The sequence below is a fragment of the Yersinia aldovae 670-83 genome, from assembly GCF_000834395.1.
Taxonomy (GTDB): domain Bacteria; phylum Pseudomonadota; class Gammaproteobacteria; order Enterobacterales; family Enterobacteriaceae; genus Yersinia; species Yersinia aldovae.
The window spans coordinates 3,765,705-3,789,414 of sequence record NZ_CP009781.1 but is presented as its reverse complement, the minus strand read 5'-3'; the positions used below and the strand labels follow the sequence as shown (position 1 = coordinate 3,789,414).

The window sequence follows — 23,710 nt, the reverse complement described above, 5'->3', positions numbered from 1 at the left end:
CATTCCGATAAAGATAGCGGGCCGGAAAACTAATGAGACAACTCCTCTCCGACACAGTAAAACTTCTTGCGGTAATTCCCTGGAGTGAAGGAGGTGAGTTTCTTAAAGTTTTTGATAAATAACGTGGTATCGCTATAACCCGCTTCAAAGGCAATATCCGAGACTAAATAGTTCGTGACTTCAAGTTGGGTTTTAGCGAAATTAATTCTCATTTCATTAATAATTTGCATCGGTGTTTTTTGATAATAACGCCGCGTCGCTCGAGTAAGATACTCTTGAGTTTTTCCGGAAAGCTCGACCATATTAATCAGCGCTTTCTCACCAAACATCGATTTATCGTGCATTTTATCGACAGTACTCTTCAGCCACTGCGGAATATCATCGTTAGTTTCGGTTTCTTTATAGTGGCTGATACGGTTAGTTACGTAAAATGTCAGTAGCTCGACCAGTTCAACAAGCTCATCTTCACGAAAATGCGGAGCAGAAATCGCTGATTCAATATAGGAAAGAAAATTACCTTTCAGGCGGTATGCCTGTGAAGCCACAATGGGGCGTGACAATAAATGAAAATAGTGCTCTTCAAAAAAGGCTTTACTGATCCCAACGTTCAAAATGCGTGTTGCACCATATTCGTAGAAGCTTTGATGATAGGAACCCAAGGGGATAAAAACAAAATCGCCACGTTCTAAAAAGACTCTTTTTCCATTAACTTCCTGGTAGCACATGCCGGTTAATATTAAGGTATATTCATAATAATCATGCTGATGTAAGCCGGTGGCACTTTCCGTTTTATTATAAATAAATAGATGGAATTCCTTTCCGTTAAAAAAGTCTTTTTGACGTACTAATCTGACGTCCATCTTATTTACCTTCACTCTATCGTTCAAAATAGCCGATATTCCGTACCAATATCAGTGCATTTTTTGGTGTAATTCAATCAACTCGGCAATCAATTCCCGAGCTAACATGGCGTTCATCAAATGGTCTTGTGCATGGACTAATACCAGCGTGACTTTGGTTTTCCCTTCGCCCTGATCAGCTTCAATCAGTTGAGTCTGAACCAGATGCGCTTCGTTCAACGCAAGGCGAGATTGTGCCATCAGTTCATCGGCTTGTACAAAATCACCGGTTTTGGCGCTTTTCAATGCCTTGTAAGCGAGGCTGCGTGCCTGACCAGCATTGATAATCAAGCCCATAACCACATTTTCCAGCGCATCGCTCTGTGCTACGCTATCAGTAATAGAATCTAAATCAAACATCTTATCTCTCCGTTAATTGAAACCATTTTGCCTGGCCACATCCGCAAACCAATAGCCGCTTTTCTTCAGTATCCGAGTCTGGTCGACGAGATTCAATCGGACTAAGCCATAGCGATTTTTATAAGCATTAAGCCACGACCAGCAATCGATAAAAGTCCAGAGATGGTAACCTTTGCAATTGCAGCCCTCCTGTAGCGCCCGATGTAACCATTTCAAATGATCGCGAATAAAATCAATGCGATATTGGTCATCAATCATGCCAGATGGCGTAATAAACTGCTCTTCCCCTTCAACTCCCATCCCATTTTCTGAGATATAACAGGGGATATTGCCATAATTGTCTTTCAAGTCTTTCAGAATGTCGTACAGCCCTTTTTCATAAATTTCCCAACCACGATGAGGATTTATTTTCCGCCCCGGCATCGAGTAAAAACTGAATAAATCTTCTGGTGTTTGCACTTGCCCTAGCTGCGGCTGGGCGTCCAGTGCCTGAACTCGTCTGGGCTGGTAATAGTTAACACCGAGCAAATCCACCGTTCCGCTGGCAATCAATTGGCAATCACCGGGGTCAATCTGTGGTAACAGTGAATATTGCTGTAACAATGCGATCAGTTCGTCGGGATATGCTCCTTTGGTCACAGGATCAAGAAAACTTCTGTTAAGCAGTAGATCAGCACAGTTGGCGGCAGCCCTATCTTGCTCACTGTCTGAGCGCGGATAGGTCGGGGTAAGATTTAAAATAATACCGATAGCCCCGCCCTGCTCCAGTTTCCGATACTCTCCTACCGCTTTGGCGTGAGCCAGCACACTATGATAAGCCACCGTCACCGCACGGCTGAAATCAACGATACACGGATAATGCAGGTCATTCAGATATCCGGCTTCAACCGGCACTACCGGTTCATTAAAAGTAAACCAATGTTTAACGCGATCACCGAATAAGGTAAAGCAGAGGTTAGCATAGCGAGCATATGCGTCAACGACAGTACGGCTTTCCCAGCCCCCTTTCTCTTGCATACACAGTGGCATATCAAAATGATAGAGGTTAATAAACGGAGTAATTCCATTAGCCAATAAAGTATCAATCACCGCGTTATAAAAGGTGACGGCTTGGGGATTAAGCTCGCCATCACCACTGGGAATTAATCTAGACCAGGAAATAGATGTTCTGAAGGTGTTATGCCCAAGTTGTTTTAACAGCAAAATATCTTGCTGATAATTATCGTAAAAGGTGGAGGTGGTTTCGGGGCCGATTTCACCATGAAAACGTTGCGGTGCAATTTCATACCAGTAATCGAAAATATTTTTGCTTTTACCGTCCCGCAGTGACGCGCCTTCAGATTGCGTCGCTGAGGTGGCGCTTCCCCACCAAAAATCATCGGAAAATTGATATTTCATTCCAACCTCCACACCGGTACGACAAGGGCTACTCATTAAAATTTCAGGCTATTAGCCACGTCTTCTTCACTTTCAACGTCATTATCAATCACGCTCTGCGCTTTATTGGCAATAATCACGAACGGCAGATACATCAGTGTGGCAATCCCTAAGTTGAATAAACTCAATAACATCGCGGCAATACTGCCGTTAGTATTAAAGAATGCGCCTAACCCAACCGGCATGGTCCAAGGGGCAATATTGGTGATTGGCGGAATAAAGCCAGTGTAATAAGCCACTGAAGTGATAATCGCTAATACAGGCTGAACCAAAATGAACGGTATAAAGAACAGCGGGTTCATAATGACAGGTAAGCCAAATAAGATTGGTTCGTTAATCTGGAAAATACTCGCCGGAGCACCCAATTTTGCTACCTGACGATAATCTTCGCGACGGGAGGCAATAAAGATTGCGATAACTAAACCCAGTGTGGCCCCTGTACCGCCTAAGAAGATATAGGAGTCAACAAACGGCTTGGCCCACATATGGAACTCTTTGCCGGCAGCCATCGCGGCGGCGACTGAACCATATTGGGTATAAGTGGCTACGTTTTCCAAGGCAAATGGCATCATGATGCCACTTTCCAATGCAGAGAGGGCCATTGCACCGTGTATCCCGAAAAACCACAGCAGCGAGGAGAACATGACATACACCCAACCCACCACACTGCCCATTTTCGATAACGGAGCCGAGATGGTATCCATAATGATCTGGTGGAAGTTGGTGCCGTATAATCCGAGGGTATAGGCCAATATGCCCATAATGGAAAGAATGATAAATCCGGGAATTAATGCCGAGAATGAACGGGAAACAGAGGTTGGAACGCTATCCGGCAGGCGGATGACCCAGTTACGGCGCACGATAAAGGTAAAGACCTCTGCTACCACCAAGCCAATGATAATACCGGATATAATATTGGCCCCCCCCAACCAATTAGCCCCCACCGCATAGGCTTCACCCACGCTGTACGGAGTGACCGTCATAAAGGCCGCGATCGCCAGCAACGCCGCAGCCAGAGGATCAACTTTCTTCTCTTCAGCCAAAGCCATACTGATAAAGAATGGCGTCATTAACGACATAATACCGAGCGTACCATTATAAACGTTGCCACCAATTCCTTTAAAACCATTCAGCATAGTTATGGTATCAGCGTCTAATCTTACGCCCATTGAGAAGAAAAATGACCCTTCACCAAAACTTAAGAACACGTTATTGATAAGAACGAACATGGCACCAGTCAGGGTTAACGGCATCAGCCGAATAAACCCATTCTTGATAGCATTAATATGTTGCTGTCTGCCTATTTTAATAGCAAAAGGCAAGATGACCCTTTCCAGAGAATTAATAAATGCGCTCACAGTGCACCCCTTATTGTTTTGCTTTTTTTATTGCGGCTACGGCAGCTTTTAATACCCCCAGACCGTCGACTTTGCCGTATAGGAGCGCGTCGATCACTTCAACTGGTTTATTGGGGAACATTTTTGCAACTTCAGGCAACATGTAAGCGATTTGTGGTCCTAACAAGATGACATCTGCTTGGGCACCATGTTCTGCGGCCAGGGCCTCGGGGTAAGCATTGATAATCACTGGCACCTCATACTTCTCTGCTTGTACTTTCATTTTGGAAACCAGTAGCGAGGTAGACATGCCCGCAGAACAAAACAGATAAATCTTTTTCTTTTCCATACCCAACACCTTTTGAAGTTCAAAAGACACAAGTGATTAATATGCCAGTGCAATGGTGAAATTCCCTTTATCTTTGTTTCATTGCCGCCTTGCCACCATCATTGTTTCTGGTTGTCGTCAGTATACGGCGTTGATAGATAAGACAGTAATTCGCGACTGACTACAATCGTCTCTCATTGACTTTCCACATTGATGATGTTCACATTTCTCAGCGATTAGGATGTGATGCTTATCGCAAAATTGTTATTTTTTTGCTTGGCAAATTAAGTTTAAATCATTTGTATTTCATATGGTTAGTTTTTATTTTTAGATCTCGATGTAGAACATTTAACAGTAAAAATAATAAAAATTCAGATGGGGATAAGTTAGGGAAATTTATCTGTTTGGCAAATTTTTCAACTGTTTGAAGTAACAGAGAAAACGGTAGCCGGAATCACTCCCCTATTTAATCGACAGTATGTAGAACATCACCCGATAGACGTCGTGAGCCGACAACAGCGCATAGCTGATTCTCCCTTAATACTCTAAAGTTAACGGGTGATTGCACATTTATGGAGTGGCGGATGACAATATTTGGGAATAAGACACTGGGTTACAGCTTGTCAGGATTATTACTCAGCGTGTTTGTTTCGATGTCTACGCTTGCAGCCCCGGTACTGACAGTAATGGAATTACAGAATGGGCTAGATCACCCCTGGTCACTAGCACTCCTGCCCGATAACAGTGGCATTTTGATCACTGAGCGATCAGGTCAACTGCGCTTGTGGCAACAAGGAAAGAAACTGTCTGAGCCACTAATCGGCGTGCCGCCAGTGTATGCCAACGGACAAGGTGGCCTACTAGAAGTCGCATTATCACCGAATTTTGTTCAAGATCACCGTATATACCTGAGTTTTGCAGAAGTTGATTCGGATGGTAAAGCAGGCACAGCTGTGGGATATGGCCGTCTTAATCCACAGCATACCGCCATTGAGAATTTTAAGGTGTTGTTCCGTCAGCAGCCGAAATTGTCTACCGGAAACCATTTTGGTGGCAAACTGGCTTTCGATGAACAGGACCATCTGTTTATCACTCTTGGCGAAAATAATCAGCGCCCTACCGCGCAAAACCTGAGCCTACATCAAGGTAAAATCGTGCGACTAACCCTCGATGGTAAGGTGCCTACAGACAACCCCTTGGTGAATAAATCACCGGCCAGACCAGAGGTCTGGTCCTATGGTCATCGTAATCCGCAGGGGCTGGCGCTGAACCCGTGGAGTGGTGTGATATGGGAAAATGAACACGGTCCTAAAGGAGGTGATGAGATAAATATCCCACAAGCTGGCAAAAATTATGGCTGGCCACTGGCGACACATGGCGTTAATTATTCGGGTTTGCCGATCCCTGAGGCCAAGGGTGCCTATGTGGACGGTACTGAGCAACCGGCTTATTACTGGGAGATCTCGCCTGGTATCAGCGGGATGGCATTCTATAATGCAGATAGATTTCCAACATGGAAACATTCACTGTTTATTGGCGCACTGGCACAAAAAGAGTTGATTCGTTTGCAATTAGAGGGCGATAAAGTGATTGCTGAAGAGCGTCTGCTGGGCGAGCGAGGCGAGCGCATCCGTGATGTCCGCGTCGGGTCTGACGGCTATGTTTACCTGTTAACAGATGAGAGTAACGGTAAGTTGCTGAAAATAGGTCTTACCGCAGTTAAATAACCATCTTACAGTTAGACGCTGGCTATTAATTAATAAATTATAATACCGAAGCGCTTCCCACACTTATATTATTATCGTTTAACCCATCTATTTATACTACAATTATTCCCATTATGATGGATAGCGATAAGGATATTATTATGACTGCAATCGACGTAATGTGGGTGGGATTTGGCGGAGGCATAGGTTCACTTTTACGATGGTGGGTGGGACTCAGTGTCGCAAAGATATATAAAGGTAACTTTCCTCTGGGTACGTTTCTTATCAATATTTCGGGGGCTTTTGTCATCGGCTACCTGAGTATTCTATTCAGTGTTGACTGGCGTGATCGCTACGGTGATGTAATGAATGCTGCGGTGTTAACCGGTATTTTAGGTGGCTACACCACCTTTAGTAGCATGCAATTAGATGCGGTAAAACTTGCTACCGCACGAGGCAGAGCCATTGCTGCCGGTTATTTGATTATTTCTGTAGTAGTTGGTCTGGCAGTTGCGGCATTTGGCGCATGGTTAGCTTATTAATCAGAAAACTAATTTATTAATCGGAGAGAGTTATCATGCCAAATCTTGTTATTCTGGTTTTTGTCGGTGGCGCTTTTGGTGCGATGTGCCGTGAGTTTATTATGCTATCAGTGCCAAGACTGACAGATGGATTTCCAATGGATATTTTCATCGCCAATATAATTGCGGCATTCTTATTGGGGTTAGCGACCTCTTTCTTTAAGAATGGGAAAATCAACCAATATGTGCATCTGATGGTAGGCACAGGAATTATGGGAGGGCTTTCAACATTCTCCAGTTTTGTATTTGGTGCCGTCGAAATGATGAAAACTCCCACTGGGGTTTTAGTCTCAATCTGTTATTTGGTTACCAGTCTTATTGTTGGTTTTATTGCTATAGAGTTAGGTTTAATGGTCGGGACAAAAGAAAAACCTAAAGATCCCCCGGCAACGGCCTAATAATAGCGGCATTAACATCGTCGTCGTGAGATAGAAAATAAAACACCCTCGACATGAGGGTGTTCAGCATAAATACACCCAAGTAACAGATACCAGAATTAATCCAGTTTCACGCATTTACCAAAAAACATTTCAGTAATAAGGTCATTATTGATAGTATCGCCATTCAAGGTTCTAACCAACAACTCACTTCCCAATAACGGCAATGAGAACACCATATCAGGGTTAACTCGTTTCACTTTCTGCATATTCTGAGTTTCATTGACTAATGCCAATGTCTTAGTGAACTCACCAGCAATCTCTTTCGCTGCCAGAATAGTGAAGGTGTTATCAGCATCACTATTGCATAGCGCAATAATATATTTAGCCTTAGCTGCACCTGCTAATTTCAATGTTGCAACTGAGGAAGGGTCGCCTTCGATAATATCTGCATCGGCAGGAAAATCGTGCTGCTCCCCCACTGCGAACACTACCGTGACATCATCACCACGGTCACGCAGACCGTTATATACATTCAGCGCCAGAGAGTTGGTACCGACAATAATAAAATGATTTTTACGTTCCACGTGAGATATCCTACCTTTAACTATCCGTTTGATATTATTACTGATAATTGGCCCAGCAATAGAAGCCACTGAAGCAGCAAAGACCGTGATACCAGAAATAATTACTGTAAGCGTAAACATCCGCGCCAGCGTGGTATGCGGGATAATATCCCCAAAGCCTACGGTCGACATACAAACAATTGCGAAATAAAAGGCCGTAGGTAAATCAGTGACTACCGGCGAAAATTGATCACCGATATAAAGGGTGCCCAACATGCTATAGACAATCAATGAAGCAATACTGACGATAGCAAAGAACGTAGCACTGCCGAGACTATAATAATCAAACTTACGCCAATAAAAGAGTAGAGCCAGCATAACTATGCTGGAATACGTCGTGAGGCTATTATGATCTTTAAGAATATAGAGATTGATAATAACAATGGTAAACAGTAACAATACCGAGAAAAACCATGCCGTGCGCACTTTCATCGATAATGAAAATGCCATAAATATCAATACCAGACCGATCATAAAACGTGGTATTTCGAATAGTTCCAGAAAACTGAGCGCATCCTTCCAAGTGCTGAAATTATTTATTGCATCGGTTGAGTGAGAGATTGCTCGATAGAGTACGGGGCTTAAAATCAGATACCCATTAATGGCTACCAATATAGCCAAGAAAATGGGTATCGATAACTTAGACTTAATTTCCTGTAATATTTTCATCAATAGAGTGACTAAAATTGTTATAGGTAACTTAAGTATAGATAAAAAAACCACAAAGATCATGGATGAATTTAATTGTTTTTGATTATAATCAAATGACAATTCGTTAATTTTACAAGCATCCAAATCGCAATATTAATTTTACATCTTGTAAAGTTATCCATACTCAATAACAAGTGGAATGACAGGGTAACTGTTGGCATTAATGATTTTTTGGTTAATAATATAGCGGTCTCTGGCATAGCATAAATGCCAGTGTTCGTAGACTTGAGTGATATCTATCACCCTTAATTTAAGTGTCTTAAATATCTAATCATATTTAACAGATAAATAAGGAAATAAGCATGTCCTACAAATCACTTCGTAATATTGCATTGACTGGTTTATTGCTTTCAGTTGCTGCAACTTCTTTTGCAGCAACTCCCACCGCGACTAAAGCAACCGGTACAACCCCCAGTGATATGACCTGCAAAGAATTCCTGGATCTGAATCCTAAGTCATTTACTCCGGTAGTTTATTGGGTATTAAATGATGATACTCAGTATAAGAAAGGTGATTATGTTGATTTTTATGAGACTGATACAATAGTGACGCCCAAAGTAGTCGAAGTCTGTAAAAAATCACCTGAAAGCAAACTCTCTGAAATAAAGCAGGATATCTTAGGTTTTGCTAAAAAACATATGTAACCTGTCAATATAGACCTTACAAAAAAGGTGCTTATTAAGTTAATTTAAGCGCCTTTTTATTAAATTGTAAATTAACGATTAATACTTAATTTATCATAACCACGAACATAATAATTAATTATGGAAATCAACCAGCACAATATGAACATACCAATGATCCAGTACCCTATCTCGCCTAAGCTTCCACTAATATTATTAATCGGCGTCCAAATCCCTCCAGTTAGATTCATTTTATCTGCAATTAATCCCAATACTTCAATTCCGCCGATAAAGAAAGCAATAATCACGGAAGCTGCCGTGATGGTAATGTTATAGTACAATTTCCGTACAGGTTTGGAGAAAGCCCAACCATAAGCTCCGATCATCACAAAATTATCAAGTGAGTCGACCAATGCCATGCCCGCAGCAAATAAAATTGGAAATACCATAATCGACCACAAATTCATGCCATGAGTTGCACTGGCGGCGGAAATACCCAATACGCCCACTTCTGTGGCGGTATCAAAACCTAAACCAAATAAGAAACCGACTGGATACATATGCCAACTTTTATTGACCATATTAAATACACGTCTGAAGATTCTGGCTAATAGCCCCCCATTATTCACAACTAAAAGATCAAGTTCTTCTTCTTGATAGACATGGCCTGCTTTGACCTTTTTGAATTTTTTATAGACTGAAATTAGGATGGTTAAATTAAGAAAGGCGAATAACAGTAGAAACACCGATGATACCAGCGTACCAATCAAACCTCCGGTTTCACGAAACCACACCATATCATTTTTGAACGCCATCGCTGTTGCGGCAATCGCTAGTGAAGCTAATATCACAATGGTGGAATGGCCAAGCGAGAAAAAAGTGCCAACGGCAATCGGTGTTTTACCTTGCTGCATCAGTTTACGGGTGACATTATCGATAGCCGCAATATGATCCGCATCGACGGCATGTCGCAAGCCAAAGCTGTATGCCAAAAAGGCCATTCCCATGAGTACCGCATTGTTATTAAACTCACTAAAAGCCCAAACCCAAGCCAGTCCATTAACAACCAATAAACCAATAAGCAGGTAGATGGCGCGACATTTAGTTTGCTGATTACCAAACGCCACTCTTTTTTCTGTCACTGTTGTCATGTTCGCACTCCAGATTATTATCAACCGTCCTGCGGATAAAATGTTCAGAGCAAAGCGTCCAGAGTGAAATAGTTATTGTCGATGTGCTGGCATCACATCTTTATTGGGAACCAGAAATAGCCATGAGGCTAAAACAAACGGCATGGTCAGGGTTGGAATACCAATGGGTGACAATAAAGTATTCATAGCCCCCTGCACCAACACAGTAAAAATAACCCCCACGATGGTGTAAGTCAGAACACGCCAACTGGGTTGATTAAAGGTTGATCCTAAAGCAATTGCGGTTAATACGGCGCTAAAAGCATAAAGCCCGGCATGAATACTGTGAGGGCTGGCATCGAGAAAAGCAGCGGTAAAGATCGCTAATAACGCGCCTAAAAGGGCAAAGATGGCGGCCCATAAAGATTCAACAGCTAATCCGATAACAAATATAATCCCTCCGACCAAGCTACTGAATAGAAATACCTGAGAAATACCGTTGAACATGCTGACAAAAACATTGCCACCGCCAAAAATGGTGCCGGGCTCAGAGATTAATTGTTGCGGCAACGTCGGTGTCGGTAAGCCACTGCTATGCAAACCGGTAAAGGCATAGCTGGCGAGTAAGATCATCCAGGTCGTGAAGACGAAGGGGGCGGTCAATGCCGCAACTTTCCAGGTTTTTAAAATATCGGCAATACACACAGTAGCGATCACGGACACGATACTACCCAACACAATGCAGGCCCAGGCCACCGGAGTAGCCACTAAAAATGTGGGCAGAGCTGCGCCCACCAAGCACCCATTGTAGCCATACAGCCCTGCGCGCCATGATTTACGATCACGCATGGCTAAGCCGGCGAGAGTAGCAACGATGGTGCCTAAAACACAGCCATAGGCCACCGCCGGGCTTCCTTCACCATAAGCACCAACAAATATGGCAATAAAGAAGAGTAACCCAGTCAGAGGGTTATTCTGAAACATGACTTGAGCACAGCCGCGCAGCGTTGTATCGATAAATTCAATGAAAACATTCGAAGCACACAGTTGTGCCCAGCCGGATTGATTGCCCGTTTTCGCGTTCATTATTTTACCCTTCTAACTTGAAGCCGCAGCTGTATTAGCTGCACTCACTTATGGTTGCACCCATCTATTGTTGCAACGATGTTTTGCTGCAACGCCAATACTTTTGAGCAACACCTTAGCGCCACAAGAATTTCTCCGGCAATGTCACGCCGAGAATTTCCTCACGGGCTATCTTCCAAAACTGTCGAATTTCGTTCTTAACACCGGCGCTATCAATCCCCAGTGCTTTAAACACTAATCCGCAATCATTCGGTAAGCGTGTCGCTCCGCTGGCGATACCACCTTTGACATCAAAATGGGCAGGAACCCGCGCCAGAATGCGGTCGTGATGCTCTTTGGGCGTGAGTAAAATCACGTTGCCAAACACATCAAATGTCTGCATTACCCCGATGGCATCAAGGCTCTCTGACTTCGGCTCCAGTACATACTTTTCAACAAACAGCTCTTTACCTGCGGGCTGTTCTTTACCCAAAAAAACGTGTGCCGCCACTCGGGAGGAATAAACATCAAAACCGAATCGTTCGTCCGCATGGTGATATTTCCGCCCAGACATCAGCACTTCTGAATAAATCGCCGTCGCCGTAGGATGAATATTAATGGTGGTATCAGTAATAAAACGCGAATTACGATGTGGAATCAGCGGGTCTGGTATAAATTCCAGATAACCCCCCTCTTCCACCGTAAAATGCTGTATCTGCGAGGCATAGTTGGCATTCATCATATGAACTTTGGTCGCCGACTGCGTGGTGACATGGGCGCACGCCCCCGCCTCGACAATCACGTCAGTGGCCAGACGGTCACCTTGCAGAATACACCCTGACGTCGAAATCATGGTGATACACGGCAGTTCGGGCATTTCTTCATCCCAGTACAGTGCTTTTTGCACCATTGAGGGCACCCGCCGCTCCATTTCCGCCAAAATACTACGATGCTCACGTTTGGCGAATCTCAGTTTGAGATAGCCACTTTTCCCCACCGCTCCGCTACGCATCTGCGCCGGTTCGTCCTGATACTTCGCTAATTCCGGCGCGTTAACACCCAATGCGTGAGCGCGAACCCGTGAAGGAGTCTCCACGATATTCTGGCTCTGCGAGGTCATGCGTTGGCTCCTTGAGACTGGACGTGAGTAAACAGGAAATCGCGCATAATCATATCCACCAGCTCTTCAATGCCTTGCCCGGTTTTGCAATTGGTCAGGATATAAGGGCGCTCACCACGCACCACTTTGGTATCACTTTCCATCACATCCAGGCTGGCCCCCACATAAGGCGCAAGATCGATTTTATTGATAACCAGAATGTCTGCCTGAACCAAACCAGGGCCATTCTTACGTGGGATTTTTTCACCTTCAGCCACATCAATAACATAGATATAGAAATCTGCCAGTGCCGGGCTGAAAGTCAGTGTCAGGTTGTCGCCGCCACTTTCAATCATGACTAAATCGCTTTCAGGAAAGCGCTCTTCCATCTCTTCTACCGCAGCAATGTTCATACTGGGATCTTCGCGCACCGCAGTATGTGGGCAAGCACCGGTTTCTACCCCAAGGATCTTCTCTTCATCCAGAATGCCTTTCAGGGTGCGTTTCACCTGTTTGGCATCCTCGGTGGTGACGATATCGTTGGTAATGATCAGTGGTTTGATACCCCGCTTGATCAAAATAGGTGTAATAACTTCGATAATGGCGGTTTTACCTGAACCTACCGGGCCACCAATACCAATGCGGGTGATCTTTTTACGTTTATCGGTTGAATGGCTATTCACGGGGTTATCCTCTTAATTTTATCTGATATCAACGATGTGCCTGGTTAACAAACGCGCCCAGCACTCAGAATTCGTGTTCGATAAACTATTTATTCATCAATCAGTTACTAAAGAGACGAACATGCGCGTTGACATGTACCGCCGCCAGAACATCCACAATCGGGACATAAGAAGACATCTGTTCGATATCGCCGATTTCGGCAATATCACAGAACTTCTCGATATCATGGTTCAACTCAAACAAGATATGTTGTGTGTCAAAGTGAGTGACGCGCATTAACCGCATCGCCGCACTCAAGATAGTCATCGCGACACCGTATTGGTGCATCACCACCACCTCTCGCTGCCCTATTCCCTGTGCTGCCATCACCACTGCCTGAGTCACTGGATAGGTTCCCGCCGTATTGCCATTTTTTATCTGTTCCAGCCACCAGCTGATCAGCGGGTGCTGCACCACATGGATTGACATTTCCGTCAGTTTTTTCCCCATTCGGGTTGCCATCAGGCGGCTTTCTTCATTCAACTTACGGTTATTCACCGCCCAATCAGCGCGAATAATGCCATCGCGTTCATTAGCCATCACCGCACGATGGGCGGCAACCACCCCCATGCCATCACAACTGGCTGCTTGTTTCAGCGCCGTTAGAACAAAGCCTTTTAACGTCGGTACATCTCGCACGACGCCAGTTTGAATGGCAGACTCCACGCCATTGGAAAACGTGAAGGCCCCGACCGGCAGTACGGAATCACCAAATTGCATAATACGAATCAGATCTGATGCATTCATTACGGTGCCTCCTTGCCTGAATCAGTGTTTATGATCGTGGTCGTGATCGCCGTGACTATGGCTGTGGTCATGGTCGTGACTATGCGAATCTCCATCACCGTGGGAGTGAATAGCGTGAATATGTAAACCAGAGCCATGAGGCTCATCCAGAGGGCTGGCAACATGAACATGGGTATCGCTGTCCTCGGCACCACCAAACAGCAGACGTGCTTCAGAGTTACTGAGCTGCGGTAAAATCTCTCCGCCTTTGACAAAACGGAAAGGCAAATGCTGGAAACCATGCGTTCTCATCACTGAATCCATCATGGTGGTGGCAACGGTTAGTGGCACGTACACTTCGTTATTCTTGGTGACAGCTTTCCAGTGCTGGTTCCCCAGCGCATGGCCAAGTTCAAAACAGGTTTTAATTAATTCATCCGGTGAACGGCTTTTCAGTTCACTTAAATCAATCACCATCACATCGCGCAAATTGATTTGCACCACGACGGCAACGTTGGTTTCTTCATCCCAGGCCAACACATCGCCATCGGCAAGCACCACGTTTCGGTCAAGAGAAATACCCAGATCCAGCCCATGAGTGGTGGATTTGCGGCAGCGGCTTTTCTGCGCTTCCCGCTGATCCAGCACTAACAGATCCAAGGTGGCATGTTTAAGTTTTTCCTGCCAAACCGGATCTTTTTTTACATTACCCAGAACGTGCTCGATCAAGATCATATTATTGATTTTTTGCATCATAAGACTCCTTGCATAGCTTCATCGCCAACAGCCGCCGCCCGTAGCCATGAAATCCGTTTCGATGACCCCCTTCCCAGAGAATATCTGCCCCGTACTGGGAACTGAGTGATACTGACTACAGGCAAGCTGGATTAATGCTCCTACATCGGATTAACCAAAGCTTTTATTAACCAAAGAAATAGCGCTGGTTCATTGACGCCGTTTCTATCGGCTCACAGGTGGCGTGTACCCCATCCACTTTCACCGCAAAGGTTTCTGGATCAACTTCAATGTTTGGCATTTGGTCATTACGCACCAGATCACGTTTGGAGATGGTTCGGCAGTTCTTAACCGCGATAACCTGACGATCCAATCCGGCTTTCTCTTTCACACCGTCATCCAGTGCCGCCTGAGAAACGAAGGTGACACAGGTGTCTTGCAGGGTTTTTCCCATTGCGCCAAACATTGGGCGATAGAACACCGGTTGCGGAGTCGGTAATGAAGCATTTGGATCACCCATTGCCGCCCAGTTGATCATGCCGCCTTTGATAACCATTTTAGGTTTCGCCCCGAAGAAACGCGGATCCCACAGCACCAGGTCGGCCATTTTGCCCACGTCGACGGAGCCGATGACATGGCTGACACCCTGTGCGATTGCGGGGTTGATGGTGATTTTTGCCACATAGCGCAGTACGCGGAAATTATCGTTACCCGGCGCATCTTCCGGCAACTTTCCGCGTGAGGTTTTCATCGCGTTAGCCGTTTGCATCACACGCAACCAGTTCTCCCCGACACGCCCCATCGCCTGCGAGTCACTGGAAAACATAGAGATAACCCCCATATCATGCAGCACGTTTTCTGCCGCGATGGTTTCCGGCCGCACACGGCTTTCAGCAAAGGAGACGTCAGCCGGCACGTTCGGGTTGAGGTTATGACACACCATAATCATGTCGAACAACTCAGCCTGGCTGTTGACGCCGTATGGCAGGGTTGGGTTAGTCGAGCTTGGCAGTACGTTAGGTTGGCTGGCGACACGAATGATGTCAGGCGCATGGCCCCCACCGGCACCTTCGGTATGGAAAGTATGGATAGTGCGGCCTTCAAAGGCATCAATAGTGTCTTCTACGTAGCCACATTCGTTCAAACTATCGGTATGAACCGAAACCTGAATATCCATTTCATCCGCCATTCTCAATGCATGGCGCAGAGCATTAGCGGTCGCCCCCCAGTCTTCATGGACTTTATAACCCACAACACCAGCAATAGCCTGCTCCAAGAGTGGGCCACGCCCGTAGGAATTCCCTTTGCCCAGAATGCCGACGTTAACCGGCAGACCTTCGATTGAGCGCAGCATCTGGCGAATATTCCACGGCCCAGGTGTGACTGTCGTTCCGTTAGTGCCGTCGGTTGGGCCAATGCCGCCACCGAAGAAAGTTGCAACACCATTAGACAGCGCATGGTACGCCTGCTGTGGTGAGATCAAATGAATGTGGGTATCAATACCAGCGGCAGTGAGAATCAAATGCTCACCGGAAATAGCATCGGTACTGACCCCCACCACCATGCCGGGCGTCACCCCATCCATCACTCCGGGGTTACCACTTTTGCCGATACCGGCAATTTTACCGTCGCGGATACCGACGTCAGCTTTAATCACCCCTAAACGGGCATCCACAATGGTGACGTTGGTGATAACCAAATCCAATACACCGTTATCGCGGGTTAGATGGTTATTTGCGCCCATCCCGTCACGCAGCGATTTCCCACCACCGTACACCGACTCTTCACCATATCCACGCAGGTCTTTTTCGATTTCGATAAATAGATTGGTATCACCCAAACGTATTTTATCGCCCGTAGTTGGGCCAAATAGACCCGCGTATTCTTGCCGAGAAATTTGAGGCATCTGTCGCTCCTTTCTTTTTCCGGTGCGTGTAACCTTCATCTTTCACGTTGCAGGTGTATTAGCGGCCCCCGCTCACCCGAATCACTTACCGGTGTAAGCTCATCGGACTCTCTGGTTTGCCACCTTCCTGAAACTTGAAATCTATTGGGTATAGCTAATTACACGTATGCGAATTTCGATGATTTTTAGTTAGATAAGGCGTTATTTAGATGATTTAAAACCACGTTCAGCCGCACGACGAATAGCCGCCAGTTTATCCGGGCGTTCACTGTTAGGTACCACGCCGTCACCAGTCCAGCCATCCACCAGGTTATTGAAACCATACAGCGTTTGTTTGCCGCCAAAAGGAATCAGCGGAACTTCGGTTTCATCGCCGGGTTCAAAACGGATTGCGGTAGTGGAAGAGATATTCAGTCGTTTGCCATAAGCCGCCGCACGGTCAAACTCCAAGGCGCGGTTAACTTCAAAGAAATGGAAGTGCGACCCCACCTGAATTGGCCGGTCACCGGTATTACGGACTTTCACTTTGGTAACAGGCTTATTTTCATTAAAGGTAATCGGTGTATCGGCTAAAATGCAGCCTCCGAGCGGAGTATTCTGTTCTGCATTATCTTTACTGCTTTTCTTTGCGCTCATGCTTTAATCCTCTGCAATAATCAGTTCAGGTTTTTACTCGCATGTTGCCATCATTTATTTGATTGGATCGTGTACGGTGACCAAACGGCTACCATCGGTGAAAATCGCTTCAACCTGAACATTCGGAATTAGATCAGCTACCCCGTCCATCACATCATCTTTTGTGAGAACTTGACTGGCTTCTTTCATCACATCTTCTACCGATTTGCCATCTCTGGCACCTTCCATCGCGGTCACGGTAATGATTGAAACGGCTTCCGGATAATTGAGTTTCAAGCCGCGTGCTTTACGTTTGAATGCCACATCAGACAGCGTATAGATCATGAGCTTTTCAACTTCTCTTGGGGTGAGCTGCATAAGCCCTCCTGTTTATGTTAAGAAAGTGAAAGTGAGAAAAAGAACCTACTCGTTCTGTAACTTGCTGGCCTATACAAGGGTCACCCTTGTCGTTACTGACTAATCATTGTGACCAATAAATACGATGACGGGTAAAGGATAGGCCACCAAGACGCGCTACTTTGAATATTTCAGAATTAAGCACATCCTCCTGTCTAACTGATTAGGTCTCATACTGAAAATTTATTTTAAATAACAGTAAGGTAGACGAATAACATCCCCCATCTAATAAGATTGCATGATAAATAAGTCTTGAAAAAATATTCTTATCGTTTTTAGTTATTTTATTCAATAGGAGAGTACAGGTAAGTAATATTTATTTACTAAAAAAATGGTTACTGATTATATACACAGTAGATCATCTGCAGTTTGGCCTGTTAAATTTTCGTTTTCCATAGCCACTAAATTCCTTATTTCTTTAGAATTCGGCATGAGATGCTTGTAACAGGGATGAGTGTAAATCAACGCATAGCTATAAAAAATCGTCTCCAATTAATATAGGCTAAAATTTAGAATTTTCATCATTAATTACCAATTTAACATCAAATGGTCTAAAAACAATTAGCCACAAATAAAATAACTATTAAAATCAATCAATCAATCAATCAATCAATCAATCAAATAAATAAATAAATAAATAAATAAATAAATAAATAAAAACCCACAAAATCTGATGCTAATCAAGAAGTAACTATAATGATATTAAATATTAATAACCGGAGTTTTAATTGATATTTTTCAGCGAGAAACAACCACCATAAATTCCAGGGGAAATTATCCCAACAGAATTCTCAACAACTCAACTTTGACTAACAGTATAAACATAGATTAATTAGTTAATTTATTAAACCACATCCTACCTTAATGGAATAAAAAAAGATAAATACTTAAGTTCATTACTGTAAATTTTTATGAGCAACAGGCTAAATATTTTTTCTCTGGCTCGATATTATTATTTTCTCAAATAACCAATAACATGATCTCAATCAATAAAAATGTAACTCAACTAAAATAAGTTCAGCACACTCAGTAATTATCACATCAGATTATTATCAATGATAGTAGCTTTAATTACCCTGTAATTTCTGGTTATTATTTAGCAGCTCATTCACATCGCCAGACCAAGGTGGGTTTTCACATAGCAAGATGCCTTATTTCCTCTTTCCGGTATCCATATACGTGAACACACTTTGTCTAATAAGGACTTATTGTGGCTGAAAACAATTAGCCCCAATGGACGATGCGCGGCCTCCGCCAATAAAACTTGCCAAATCTTCGCCTGAACATGCGCATCCAATTGTGCCGTCACCTCATCAGCAATCAGATAACGCGTCCGTGGGTCGAGTGCTCGTAGCAAAGCAATGCGCGCCAGTTCCCCTCCCGATAACTCATCTGGGCGGCGTTGCAACCAAACAGGATTAATCACCATGCGCTCAAGCCAATGAGCATTGGGGTTCCAGGCATCGCGCAGACTCTCACCGGTAGTTCGATAAGGATTGAAGCTCTGTTCCGGATGTTGGGGAACAAGTTGAATCGGGCAATAGCCTTTCTTTTCAAGTGGCTTTCCTGCAATCAGAATTTGCCCCGATGTGGCAGATTGCCATTGTGCCAATACCCTGCCAAGAGTGGTTTTACCGAAACCACTGGGAGCCGAAATACCTAAGCGCTCACCTGCGGTCAGAGAGAATGAGATTCCATCCCATAGCCGTTTCCCGCCTTGAACCACCGTCAGGTTATCGACACTAAACATATTCAGCCACCTCAGCCTGCGAGCTGATAAATTGTTGCTCCGGTAATGCCGCCCATAATGATTGTAGCCACGGGCTACCCCCGTTATTTTTCAGTTCATCTGCACTCAATGTTTCATGCAGTTTACCCTGATGTAACACGGAAATTTTATCGGCAAACCGTGCTGCCAGCGCCAAATCATGTGTCACCCACAGAATACCGCGCCCTTGTTGGCAGAAGGCACGTAGATGGGTCAGCAACTGGCAAGCATGCTCATCATCGAGCCACGAGGTCACTTCATCGGCCAAAATATAGCGAGCATGGGTCAGGGTTGCACAACTGGTCAGCACCCGTTTTGCCATACCGCCTGAGAGTTGCCGTGGGAAATCATGTATTAGCCCCGGCGCAAGATTGTAGGTTTGCAGCTGCATCGCGACATCTTCCAGCCGCAGTTTTACACCGCTGAGCTGGGCTGCTCGGGTCATTTGTGAACCCACTTTAATCAAGGGATTCAGGGCACTGACGCCTTGAGGAACGTAACATAAGGTTTTACCACGCTGCTCGGCTTTATCGCGCGCGCGCAACACCTCGCCATCGAGCATTATTTCGCCGTGGCAGCGCATATTATGCGGCAGTAAACCGAGCGCACTTTGCAGTAACAGGCTCTTGCCCTCGCCACTCCCCCCCACTAATGCGACCAGCTCCCCCGGATTCACCTCCAGCGAGATATTACTCAGCAATGGGTGCCAGGTTTTTCGCCCCAACCAGCGGTAATGAGCGATATCAATAGCAAACTGGTCAAACTTCAACATCAGGCTATCCTCACCCAGAGTTGCTGTAATGATCGTGCGAATTGATCGAATATCAACACCAATCCGACCAGAATCAGACCTGGGAAAAATGCCAACCACCATGCACCGCTACTCAGATAACGCAATGCATCGGCCAATAATATTCCCAGCGACGGCTCATGAGGTGCTAATCCAAAGCCGAGAAAACTAAGTGCTGCGCTGTGCAATACCGCATGAGGAAACATCAGCAGCGTACCAACAATCCATTGTGGCAGTAATAACGGTAGCAGATGGTGACGCCAACGGTAAAAATGACTGTTACCCAGCCGATGAGACAGCATGACGTAATCTGCCTCACGAATACGCAAGATTTCCGCACGCAAAATCAAGGCAAGTTTTGGCCAATGAGTCAAGGCCACCGCCAGAATCACCCCGTGTTTCCCGCCCCCCAGAGTAAAGCAGATCAATACAAGTAGCAGCAGGTGGGGCAATGCCAACAGGCTGTCAATCAGCCCGCGAATCAGGTAATCCAGCGTTCTATTGACCGCACACAGGCTGGCTGTGAACATCGCCAACAGGCCACTGGCAAAGGCGGCAATCAGGCCGATTTGCAAGCTGGTGGCCATCCCCTGAAAACAGCGCAGCCACAAATCACGCCCCAAGCTGTCGGTGCCAAACCAATAGGTGATGGAAGGTGGCTGCCGCCGCGCCATTAAATCCATAGGAACTTCAGCGGTATAAATTACCCAACCATAAACAATCAAAATGGATAACAGTGCCAGAGAAACAAAGAGTCGGAATAAAGCCCGGTTCGGGTTATAAGTCATGATTGCCGCGCAGCTCCCCGATTCAGGCGGTGCAACAGGCCATTAGCGACACTGTTACCGCAAAAAACCAAGATGGCGCAAAACATCACAATCCCCATTAACAGCGGGATATCACCATGTAATCCGGCATCAATCGTGGCCTGCCCCAGACCGGGGTAAGCAAAGACTTTCTCGGCCAACAATGAGCCACCCAATAGTTCCCCTACCGAGGCGAATTGTAGACACAACGCGGGCGTAATAGCATGACGCAGAATATGAAAATTCACCAAAGGCCAGCCTTTGTCGCCCTGCGCTTGTGCATAGCGAATAAATTCGCTGTTCATCACCTCCGCTACTCTGGCGCGGGTATGTAGGGCAATATTACCAACGCCTAATAACCCGAGAGCCAGCATTGGTAGGATCAAATGATGCAATTTATCGCCCCAACTGGCGGTTGTGGCATTGCTGCCGGGTGTCCAGGCACAGCAAATCGGTGCCCAGTTAAGTTTGACGGCAAATAATGACAGTAGTAATAGACCTATCCAGAAAGTCGGCAATGAGGCTAATAAATAGGACAGACTTGAGATAATACGATCCGGCCAGCGATTGAGATAACGCCCCGCAGTCAACCCCAGTAATAACCCAAGCACGCCTGAGAATAACCACGCCGATAATAGCAAGGCAAACGACGTCGCGAAGCGCTCACCGATAACCTGCGACACCGGCGCGTTGTACAGCATTGAATAGCCCAGATCCCCTTGCAATACTTGCATAAACCAATGGAGAAAACGTTGCCACAATGGTAAATCCAGCCCCCAACGCGCCGCAATCAGCGGATATTGCTCCGGCGGTACATGCAGCAAATCACTGCCAATATAGGCGCGTATTGGGTCAACTGGGGAGAAACTCAGCAGCGTAAAGGTGCCCACAGCCGTGACCAGCAACAGGCAGACTAAACGCAAGGTAAAGAGTAGAACCCCTTTCATTACTGACAAGTCCATTTCCAGCTATCAAGGCTATTAAGCAGCGACCAGGAGCCGTGAATTTCAGGCGCACCTTTGCCTAAATCGACACAACGGTTAGCCAGATAGGTGTGCTGGACATTAAGCAACCACGCCCAAGCCGCATCGCCTCGAATACCGGTACCGGTGGTGCCGTCCCAATCCACTTGTTGCCAAAATGGCACCGCCTGCTGCCAGGTTGGGGCATCCAGCGCTTGTTGCAGATGTTTATCCACCACTGGGTTCTGGTAGTAGCCAGGATTATAATATTCCACCCCCGCCGCTTTGCTGCTGTAGTGGTGATACAACTCCATCGGGTCGAGGCTGCCCCAGCCAAACAGCGTCGGGTTGGCGTGCATGTTCCGTTCAACGGCTTCCCAACTACCCGATTTCAAATCAGCCTCAATGCCAATCGGTTTAAGCATCGAACGCAGCGCCTGCGCCAAATCACGGCGTGTAGTATCACCACTGGTATACCACAGGGTTATTTTTGCCGGTATACCATTTTTTTCTCTGATGCCCTGGCTGTTTACCACCCAGCCAGCTTGTTCTAATATCTGTTTGGCTTTTTCTACATCACCGTCTTTGATGGCAGAGTCAGGGTTATTCCACGGCAACCCCTGCACGCCGCTATAGGCGGGAATGGCATGGCCTTCCATGATTTGATCGGCAAGTAGCTGACGATTGATGGCGTAGTTGATGGCACGACGAATGGCAACATCGGCAGTCACATCATTACCGATCGGGTAACCGTGCGCATCTTTTTTGCCTGCCGGCGTGGTCGGGAACACGATGCCACGGTTCTCGACGCTGGGCCGTACCCATAACTTCATATTATTAACCGAGCCAACGGCCATTGATGGAGGAATACGGACAACGCCTAGCTGCCCACTTTGTGCTGCGGCAAAAGCGCTGTCCTCATCAAGGAAGACAAAAATCAGCTTGTCAAAATCATTTTTATTGCCTGCATAGTAAGGGTTCGCCTCTACAATCATCTGTTGACCGGGTTGGAAACTGATTAAACGGTATGGCCCAGCACCAACTGGGTTTTGTGCATATGTTTTTGCATTGTATTTATCCGCTGAAACAATACCCAGCGACCCCAACACGTTCACAAAGGTGCTTTGTGGCGCTTTCAGTTGGATACGAACATTAAGAGGATCAATATCTTCTGCACTGACAAAGTTACCCATATCAACCTTGCCGCCGCTGGCCGCCGCATTGTTGTAGGTAAAAGCCACGTCTTTGGCGGTCAGAGGTGAGCCGTCGGAGAATTTGAGGTCAGGTTTGAGTGTCAGAGTCCAGGTTTTACCGTCGTCACTGGTTTTATACCCGCTCAGTAAAAAGCCATTCCAACTGAGATCTTCATTTTGTTTTAATAATGGGCTATGCAGCAGTAGATAACTGCCATGACTCCACCCGAGCATAGGGTCGAAACCTTCCGTCGGCTCATCGCCGATTGCCAGTTGCAGTGTGTGAGTTGTGGCACCGACCGGAGTTGCAAAAGCACTCAATAAAGCGGCAGTCACCAACGTGTTGCGTAGCCATAGACTTTTAGACATTTATCATCCTTTGACAATTTAATCAGCGAATATAAGTCATTGCCTGTCAAGGCACAGATTCAACAAGTTATTAAGCGTAACACTAAACATAAATATGGATAATATATGCTTTACTCAGCATCAATGACTTATTTTCACGCCAAGTTAAGTGGATTTAAAGCACTTCCGTGACAAATATCAGGTTTAGATGAGGAAAATCAAAATAAAGCAAGTGGGAAATAAAAAACAGGAAATTGAAATTGATCTACATCTAAAAAAAGCGAAATAAATCCTTCGTTGCATCAACAGTTAACAGTAAAAACTAAATTTACCCCTATCAGCCCATGTCTACCAAGAGATTAACTCTATGTATTAGCATGATTATTATTTTCAAACCTGATTGCTAACCTACTTAATTATCAATGATAATTATATAGTCACA

24 protein-coding genes are annotated in these 23,710 nt (G+C 45.5%); 4 read left to right on the top strand and 20 right to left on the bottom strand.

The features are described from left to right. Positions 1–29: 29 nt before the first annotated feature. The 5 genes from chbR to AT01_RS17000 are packed head-to-tail and all read right to left on the bottom strand — an operon-like array spanning position 30 to position 4,382. Positions 30–860 (bottom strand): transcriptional regulator ChbR, encoded by an 831-nt coding sequence (gene chbR / locus AT01_RS17020; RefSeq protein WP_042547988.1) that lies wholly within the window; start codon positions 858–860, stop codon positions 30–32. Positions 861–911: 51 nt separating this feature from the next. Continuing rightward, positions 912–1,259 carry a PTS N,N'-diacetylchitobiose transporter subunit IIA gene (chbA, locus tag AT01_RS17015; RefSeq protein WP_042547987.1) on the bottom strand — a complete coding sequence of 116 codons (348 nt, stop codon included), beginning with the start codon at positions 1,257–1,259 and terminating at the stop codon, positions 912–914. 12 nt (positions 1,260–1,271) lie between these two features. Next, positions 1,272–2,657: a glycoside hydrolase family 1 protein gene (locus AT01_RS17010; RefSeq protein ID WP_042547986.1), complete on the bottom strand. Its 1,386-nt coding sequence runs from the start codon at positions 2,655–2,657 to the stop codon at positions 1,272–1,274. A gap of 35 nt (positions 2,658–2,692) precedes the next feature. Further along, positions 2,693–4,054: a PTS N,N'-diacetylchitobiose transporter subunit IIC gene (chbC, locus tag AT01_RS17005; RefSeq protein ID WP_042547985.1), complete on the bottom strand. Its 1,362-nt coding sequence runs from the start codon at positions 4,052–4,054 to the stop codon at positions 2,693–2,695. A gap of 10 nt (positions 4,055–4,064) precedes the next feature. Then, positions 4,065–4,382 carry a PTS sugar transporter subunit IIB gene (locus AT01_RS17000; RefSeq protein WP_005276021.1) on the bottom strand — a complete coding sequence of 106 codons (318 nt, stop codon included), beginning with the start codon at positions 4,380–4,382 and terminating at the stop codon, positions 4,065–4,067. Positions 4,383–4,945: 563 nt separating this feature from the next. Between AT01_RS17000 and AT01_RS16995 the strand changes: the two genes are divergently transcribed. The 3 genes from AT01_RS16995 to crcB (AT01_RS16985) all read left to right on the top strand — a co-directional run bounded on the left by AT01_RS16995 (position 4,946) and on the right by crcB (AT01_RS16985) (position 7,046). Beyond that, positions 4,946–6,088 carry a PQQ-dependent sugar dehydrogenase gene (locus tag AT01_RS16995; RefSeq protein WP_042547984.1) on the top strand — a complete coding sequence of 381 codons (1,143 nt, stop codon included), beginning with the start codon at positions 4,946–4,948 and terminating at the stop codon, positions 6,086–6,088. A 140-nt stretch (positions 6,089–6,228) separates the two neighbouring features. Continuing rightward, complete coding sequence (gene crcB / locus AT01_RS16990) at positions 6,229–6,609, top strand: fluoride efflux transporter CrcB (RefSeq protein WP_042547983.1); 381 nt, start codon at positions 6,229–6,231, stop codon at positions 6,607–6,609. A 35-nt stretch (positions 6,610–6,644) separates the two neighbouring features. Then, complete coding sequence (gene crcB, locus AT01_RS16985) at positions 6,645–7,046, top strand: fluoride efflux transporter CrcB (RefSeq protein ID WP_042547982.1); 402 nt, start codon at positions 6,645–6,647, stop codon at positions 7,044–7,046. Positions 7,047–7,144: 98 nt separating this feature from the next. Here the strand turns inward: crcB (AT01_RS16985) and kch are convergent, their stop codons facing one another. Next, positions 7,145–8,320, bottom strand: a complete 1,176-nt coding sequence (gene kch / locus AT01_RS16980; RefSeq protein WP_042548687.1) for a voltage-gated potassium channel protein — start codon at positions 8,318–8,320, stop codon at positions 7,145–7,147. Positions 8,321–8,664: 344 nt separating this feature from the next. Between kch and hdeB the strand changes: the two genes are divergently transcribed. Further along, positions 8,665–9,006 carry an acid-activated periplasmic chaperone HdeB gene (gene hdeB, locus AT01_RS16975; protein WP_042547981.1) on the top strand — a complete coding sequence of 114 codons (342 nt, stop codon included), beginning with the start codon at positions 8,665–8,667 and terminating at the stop codon, positions 9,004–9,006. Between the two features lie 71 nt (positions 9,007–9,077). Here hdeB and AT01_RS16970 read toward each other — a convergent pair whose 3' ends face one another. The 14 genes from AT01_RS16970 to AT01_RS16905 all read right to left on the bottom strand — a co-directional run bounded on the left by AT01_RS16970 (position 9,078) and on the right by AT01_RS16905 (position 23,289). Next, positions 9,078–10,136: a HoxN/HupN/NixA family nickel/cobalt transporter gene (locus tag AT01_RS16970; protein ID WP_042547980.1), complete on the bottom strand. Its 1,059-nt coding sequence runs from the start codon at positions 10,134–10,136 to the stop codon at positions 9,078–9,080. Between the two features lie 72 nt (positions 10,137–10,208). Continuing rightward, positions 10,209–11,201, bottom strand: a complete 993-nt coding sequence (gene yut, locus AT01_RS16965) for an urea transporter (RefSeq protein WP_042547979.1) — start codon at positions 11,199–11,201, stop codon at positions 10,209–10,211. 115 nt (positions 11,202–11,316) lie between these two features. Further along, positions 11,317–12,300, bottom strand: a complete 984-nt coding sequence (locus AT01_RS16960; RefSeq protein ID WP_042547978.1) for an urease accessory protein UreD — start codon at positions 12,298–12,300, stop codon at positions 11,317–11,319. Further along, a complete protein-coding gene (gene ureG, locus AT01_RS16955) occupies positions 12,297–12,962 on the bottom strand; it encodes an urease accessory protein UreG (RefSeq protein WP_042547977.1) in 666 nt (221 codons plus the stop codon). The genes AT01_RS16960 and ureG overlap by 4 nt, the downstream gene beginning before the upstream one ends. A gap of 100 nt (positions 12,963–13,062) precedes the next feature. Beyond that, positions 13,063–13,749 (bottom strand): urease accessory protein UreF, encoded by a 687-nt coding sequence (locus tag AT01_RS16950; protein ID WP_042547976.1) that lies wholly within the window; start codon positions 13,747–13,749, stop codon positions 13,063–13,065. Positions 13,750–13,770: 21 nt separating this feature from the next. Further along, entirely contained in the window at positions 13,771–14,463 is a 693-nt protein-coding gene (gene ureE, locus AT01_RS16945) for an urease accessory protein UreE (RefSeq protein ID WP_042548686.1), read from the bottom strand. A gap of 187 nt (positions 14,464–14,650) precedes the next feature. Next, positions 14,651–16,369: an urease subunit alpha gene (locus tag AT01_RS16940; RefSeq protein ID WP_042547975.1), complete on the bottom strand. Its 1,719-nt coding sequence runs from the start codon at positions 16,367–16,369 to the stop codon at positions 14,651–14,653. 201 nt (positions 16,370–16,570) lie between these two features. Beyond that, positions 16,571–17,005: an urease subunit beta gene (locus tag AT01_RS16935; RefSeq protein ID WP_004703228.1), complete on the bottom strand. Its 435-nt coding sequence runs from the start codon at positions 17,003–17,005 to the stop codon at positions 16,571–16,573. 54 nt (positions 17,006–17,059) lie between these two features. After that, positions 17,060–17,362 carry an urease subunit gamma gene (locus tag AT01_RS16930; protein WP_042547974.1) on the bottom strand — a complete coding sequence of 101 codons (303 nt, stop codon included), beginning with the start codon at positions 17,360–17,362 and terminating at the stop codon, positions 17,060–17,062. 1,147 nt (positions 17,363–18,509) lie between these two features. Further along, entirely contained in the window at positions 18,510–19,151 is a 642-nt protein-coding gene (locus AT01_RS16925; RefSeq protein WP_042547973.1) for an ATP-binding cassette domain-containing protein, read from the bottom strand. Then, complete coding sequence (locus tag AT01_RS16920; protein WP_042547972.1) at positions 19,144–19,941, bottom strand: ATP-binding cassette domain-containing protein; 798 nt, start codon at positions 19,939–19,941, stop codon at positions 19,144–19,146. Before AT01_RS16920 ends, AT01_RS16925 begins: the two co-directional genes overlap by 8 nt. Then, on the bottom strand, positions 19,941–20,747 hold the full coding sequence (locus AT01_RS16915) for an ABC transporter permease (protein WP_042547971.1): 807 nt from the start codon (positions 20,745–20,747) through the stop codon (positions 19,941–19,943). The genes AT01_RS16920 and AT01_RS16915 overlap by 1 nt, the downstream gene beginning before the upstream one ends. Continuing rightward, positions 20,744–21,712, bottom strand: a complete 969-nt coding sequence (locus AT01_RS16910; RefSeq protein ID WP_082039641.1) for an ABC transporter permease — start codon at positions 21,710–21,712, stop codon at positions 20,744–20,746. The genes AT01_RS16915 and AT01_RS16910 overlap by 4 nt, the downstream gene beginning before the upstream one ends. Next, positions 21,712–23,289, bottom strand: a complete 1,578-nt coding sequence (locus AT01_RS16905; RefSeq protein ID WP_042547969.1) for an ABC transporter substrate-binding protein — start codon at positions 23,287–23,289, stop codon at positions 21,712–21,714. The genes AT01_RS16910 and AT01_RS16905 overlap by 1 nt, the downstream gene beginning before the upstream one ends. Positions 23,290–23,710: the final 421 nt, after the last annotated feature.

Coding starts and splice junctions, on each gene's coding strand:
- ureE (WP_042548686.1), bottom strand. CDS start 14,463: ATGATCTTGATCGAGCACGTTCTGGGTAATGTAAAAAAAGATCCGGTT.
- AT01_RS16920 (WP_042547972.1), bottom strand. CDS start 19,941: ATGTTGAAGTTTGACCAGTTTGCTATTGATATCGCTCATTACCGCTGG.
- chbA (WP_042547987.1), bottom strand. CDS start 1,259: ATGTTTGATTTAGATTCTATTACTGATAGCGTAGCACAGAGCGATGCG.
- AT01_RS16910 (WP_082039641.1), bottom strand. CDS start 21,712: ATGAAAGGGGTTCTACTCTTTACCTTGCGTTTAGTCTGCCTGTTGCTG.
- chbR (WP_042547988.1), bottom strand. CDS start 860: ATGGACGTCAGATTAGTACGTCAAAAAGACTTTTTTAACGGAAAGGAA.
- AT01_RS16935 (WP_004703228.1), bottom strand. CDS start 17,005: ATGAGCGCAAAGAAAAGCAGTAAAGATAATGCAGAACAGAATACTCCG.
- yut (WP_042547979.1), bottom strand. CDS start 11,201: ATGAACGCGAAAACGGGCAATCAATCCGGCTGGGCACAACTGTGTGCT.
- hdeB (WP_042547981.1), top strand. CDS start 8,665: ATGTCCTACAAATCACTTCGTAATATTGCATTGACTGGTTTATTGCTT.
- AT01_RS17000 (WP_005276021.1), bottom strand. CDS start 4,382: ATGGAAAAGAAAAAGATTTATCTGTTTTGTTCTGCGGGCATGTCTACC.
- crcB (WP_042547982.1), top strand. CDS start 6,645: ATGCCAAATCTTGTTATTCTGGTTTTTGTCGGTGGCGCTTTTGGTGCG.
- AT01_RS16930 (WP_042547974.1), bottom strand. CDS start 17,362: ATGCAGCTCACCCCAAGAGAAGTTGAAAAGCTCATGATCTATACGCTG.
- AT01_RS17010 (WP_042547986.1), bottom strand. CDS start 2,657: ATGAAATATCAATTTTCCGATGATTTTTGGTGGGGAAGCGCCACCTCA.
- AT01_RS16915 (WP_042547971.1), bottom strand. CDS start 20,747: ATGACTTATAACCCGAACCGGGCTTTATTCCGACTCTTTGTTTCTCTG.
- AT01_RS16925 (WP_042547973.1), bottom strand. CDS start 19,151: ATGTTTAGTGTCGATAACCTGACGGTGGTTCAAGGCGGGAAACGGCTA.
- kch (WP_042548687.1), bottom strand. CDS start 8,320: ATGAAAATATTACAGGAAATTAAGTCTAAGTTATCGATACCCATTTTC.
- AT01_RS16940 (WP_042547975.1), bottom strand. CDS start 16,369: ATGCCTCAAATTTCTCGGCAAGAATACGCGGGTCTATTTGGCCCAACT.
- AT01_RS16995 (WP_042547984.1), top strand. CDS start 4,946: ATGACAATATTTGGGAATAAGACACTGGGTTACAGCTTGTCAGGATTA.
- AT01_RS16905 (WP_042547969.1), bottom strand. CDS start 23,289: ATGTCTAAAAGTCTATGGCTACGCAACACGTTGGTGACTGCCGCTTTA.
- crcB (WP_042547983.1), top strand. CDS start 6,229: ATGACTGCAATCGACGTAATGTGGGTGGGATTTGGCGGAGGCATAGGT.
- AT01_RS16970 (WP_042547980.1), bottom strand. CDS start 10,136: ATGACAACAGTGACAGAAAAAAGAGTGGCGTTTGGTAATCAGCAAACT.
- AT01_RS16960 (WP_042547978.1), bottom strand. CDS start 12,300: ATGACCTCGCAGAGCCAGAATATCGTGGAGACTCCTTCACGGGTTCGC.
- AT01_RS16950 (WP_042547976.1), bottom strand. CDS start 13,749: ATGAATGCATCAGATCTGATTCGTATTATGCAATTTGGTGATTCCGTA.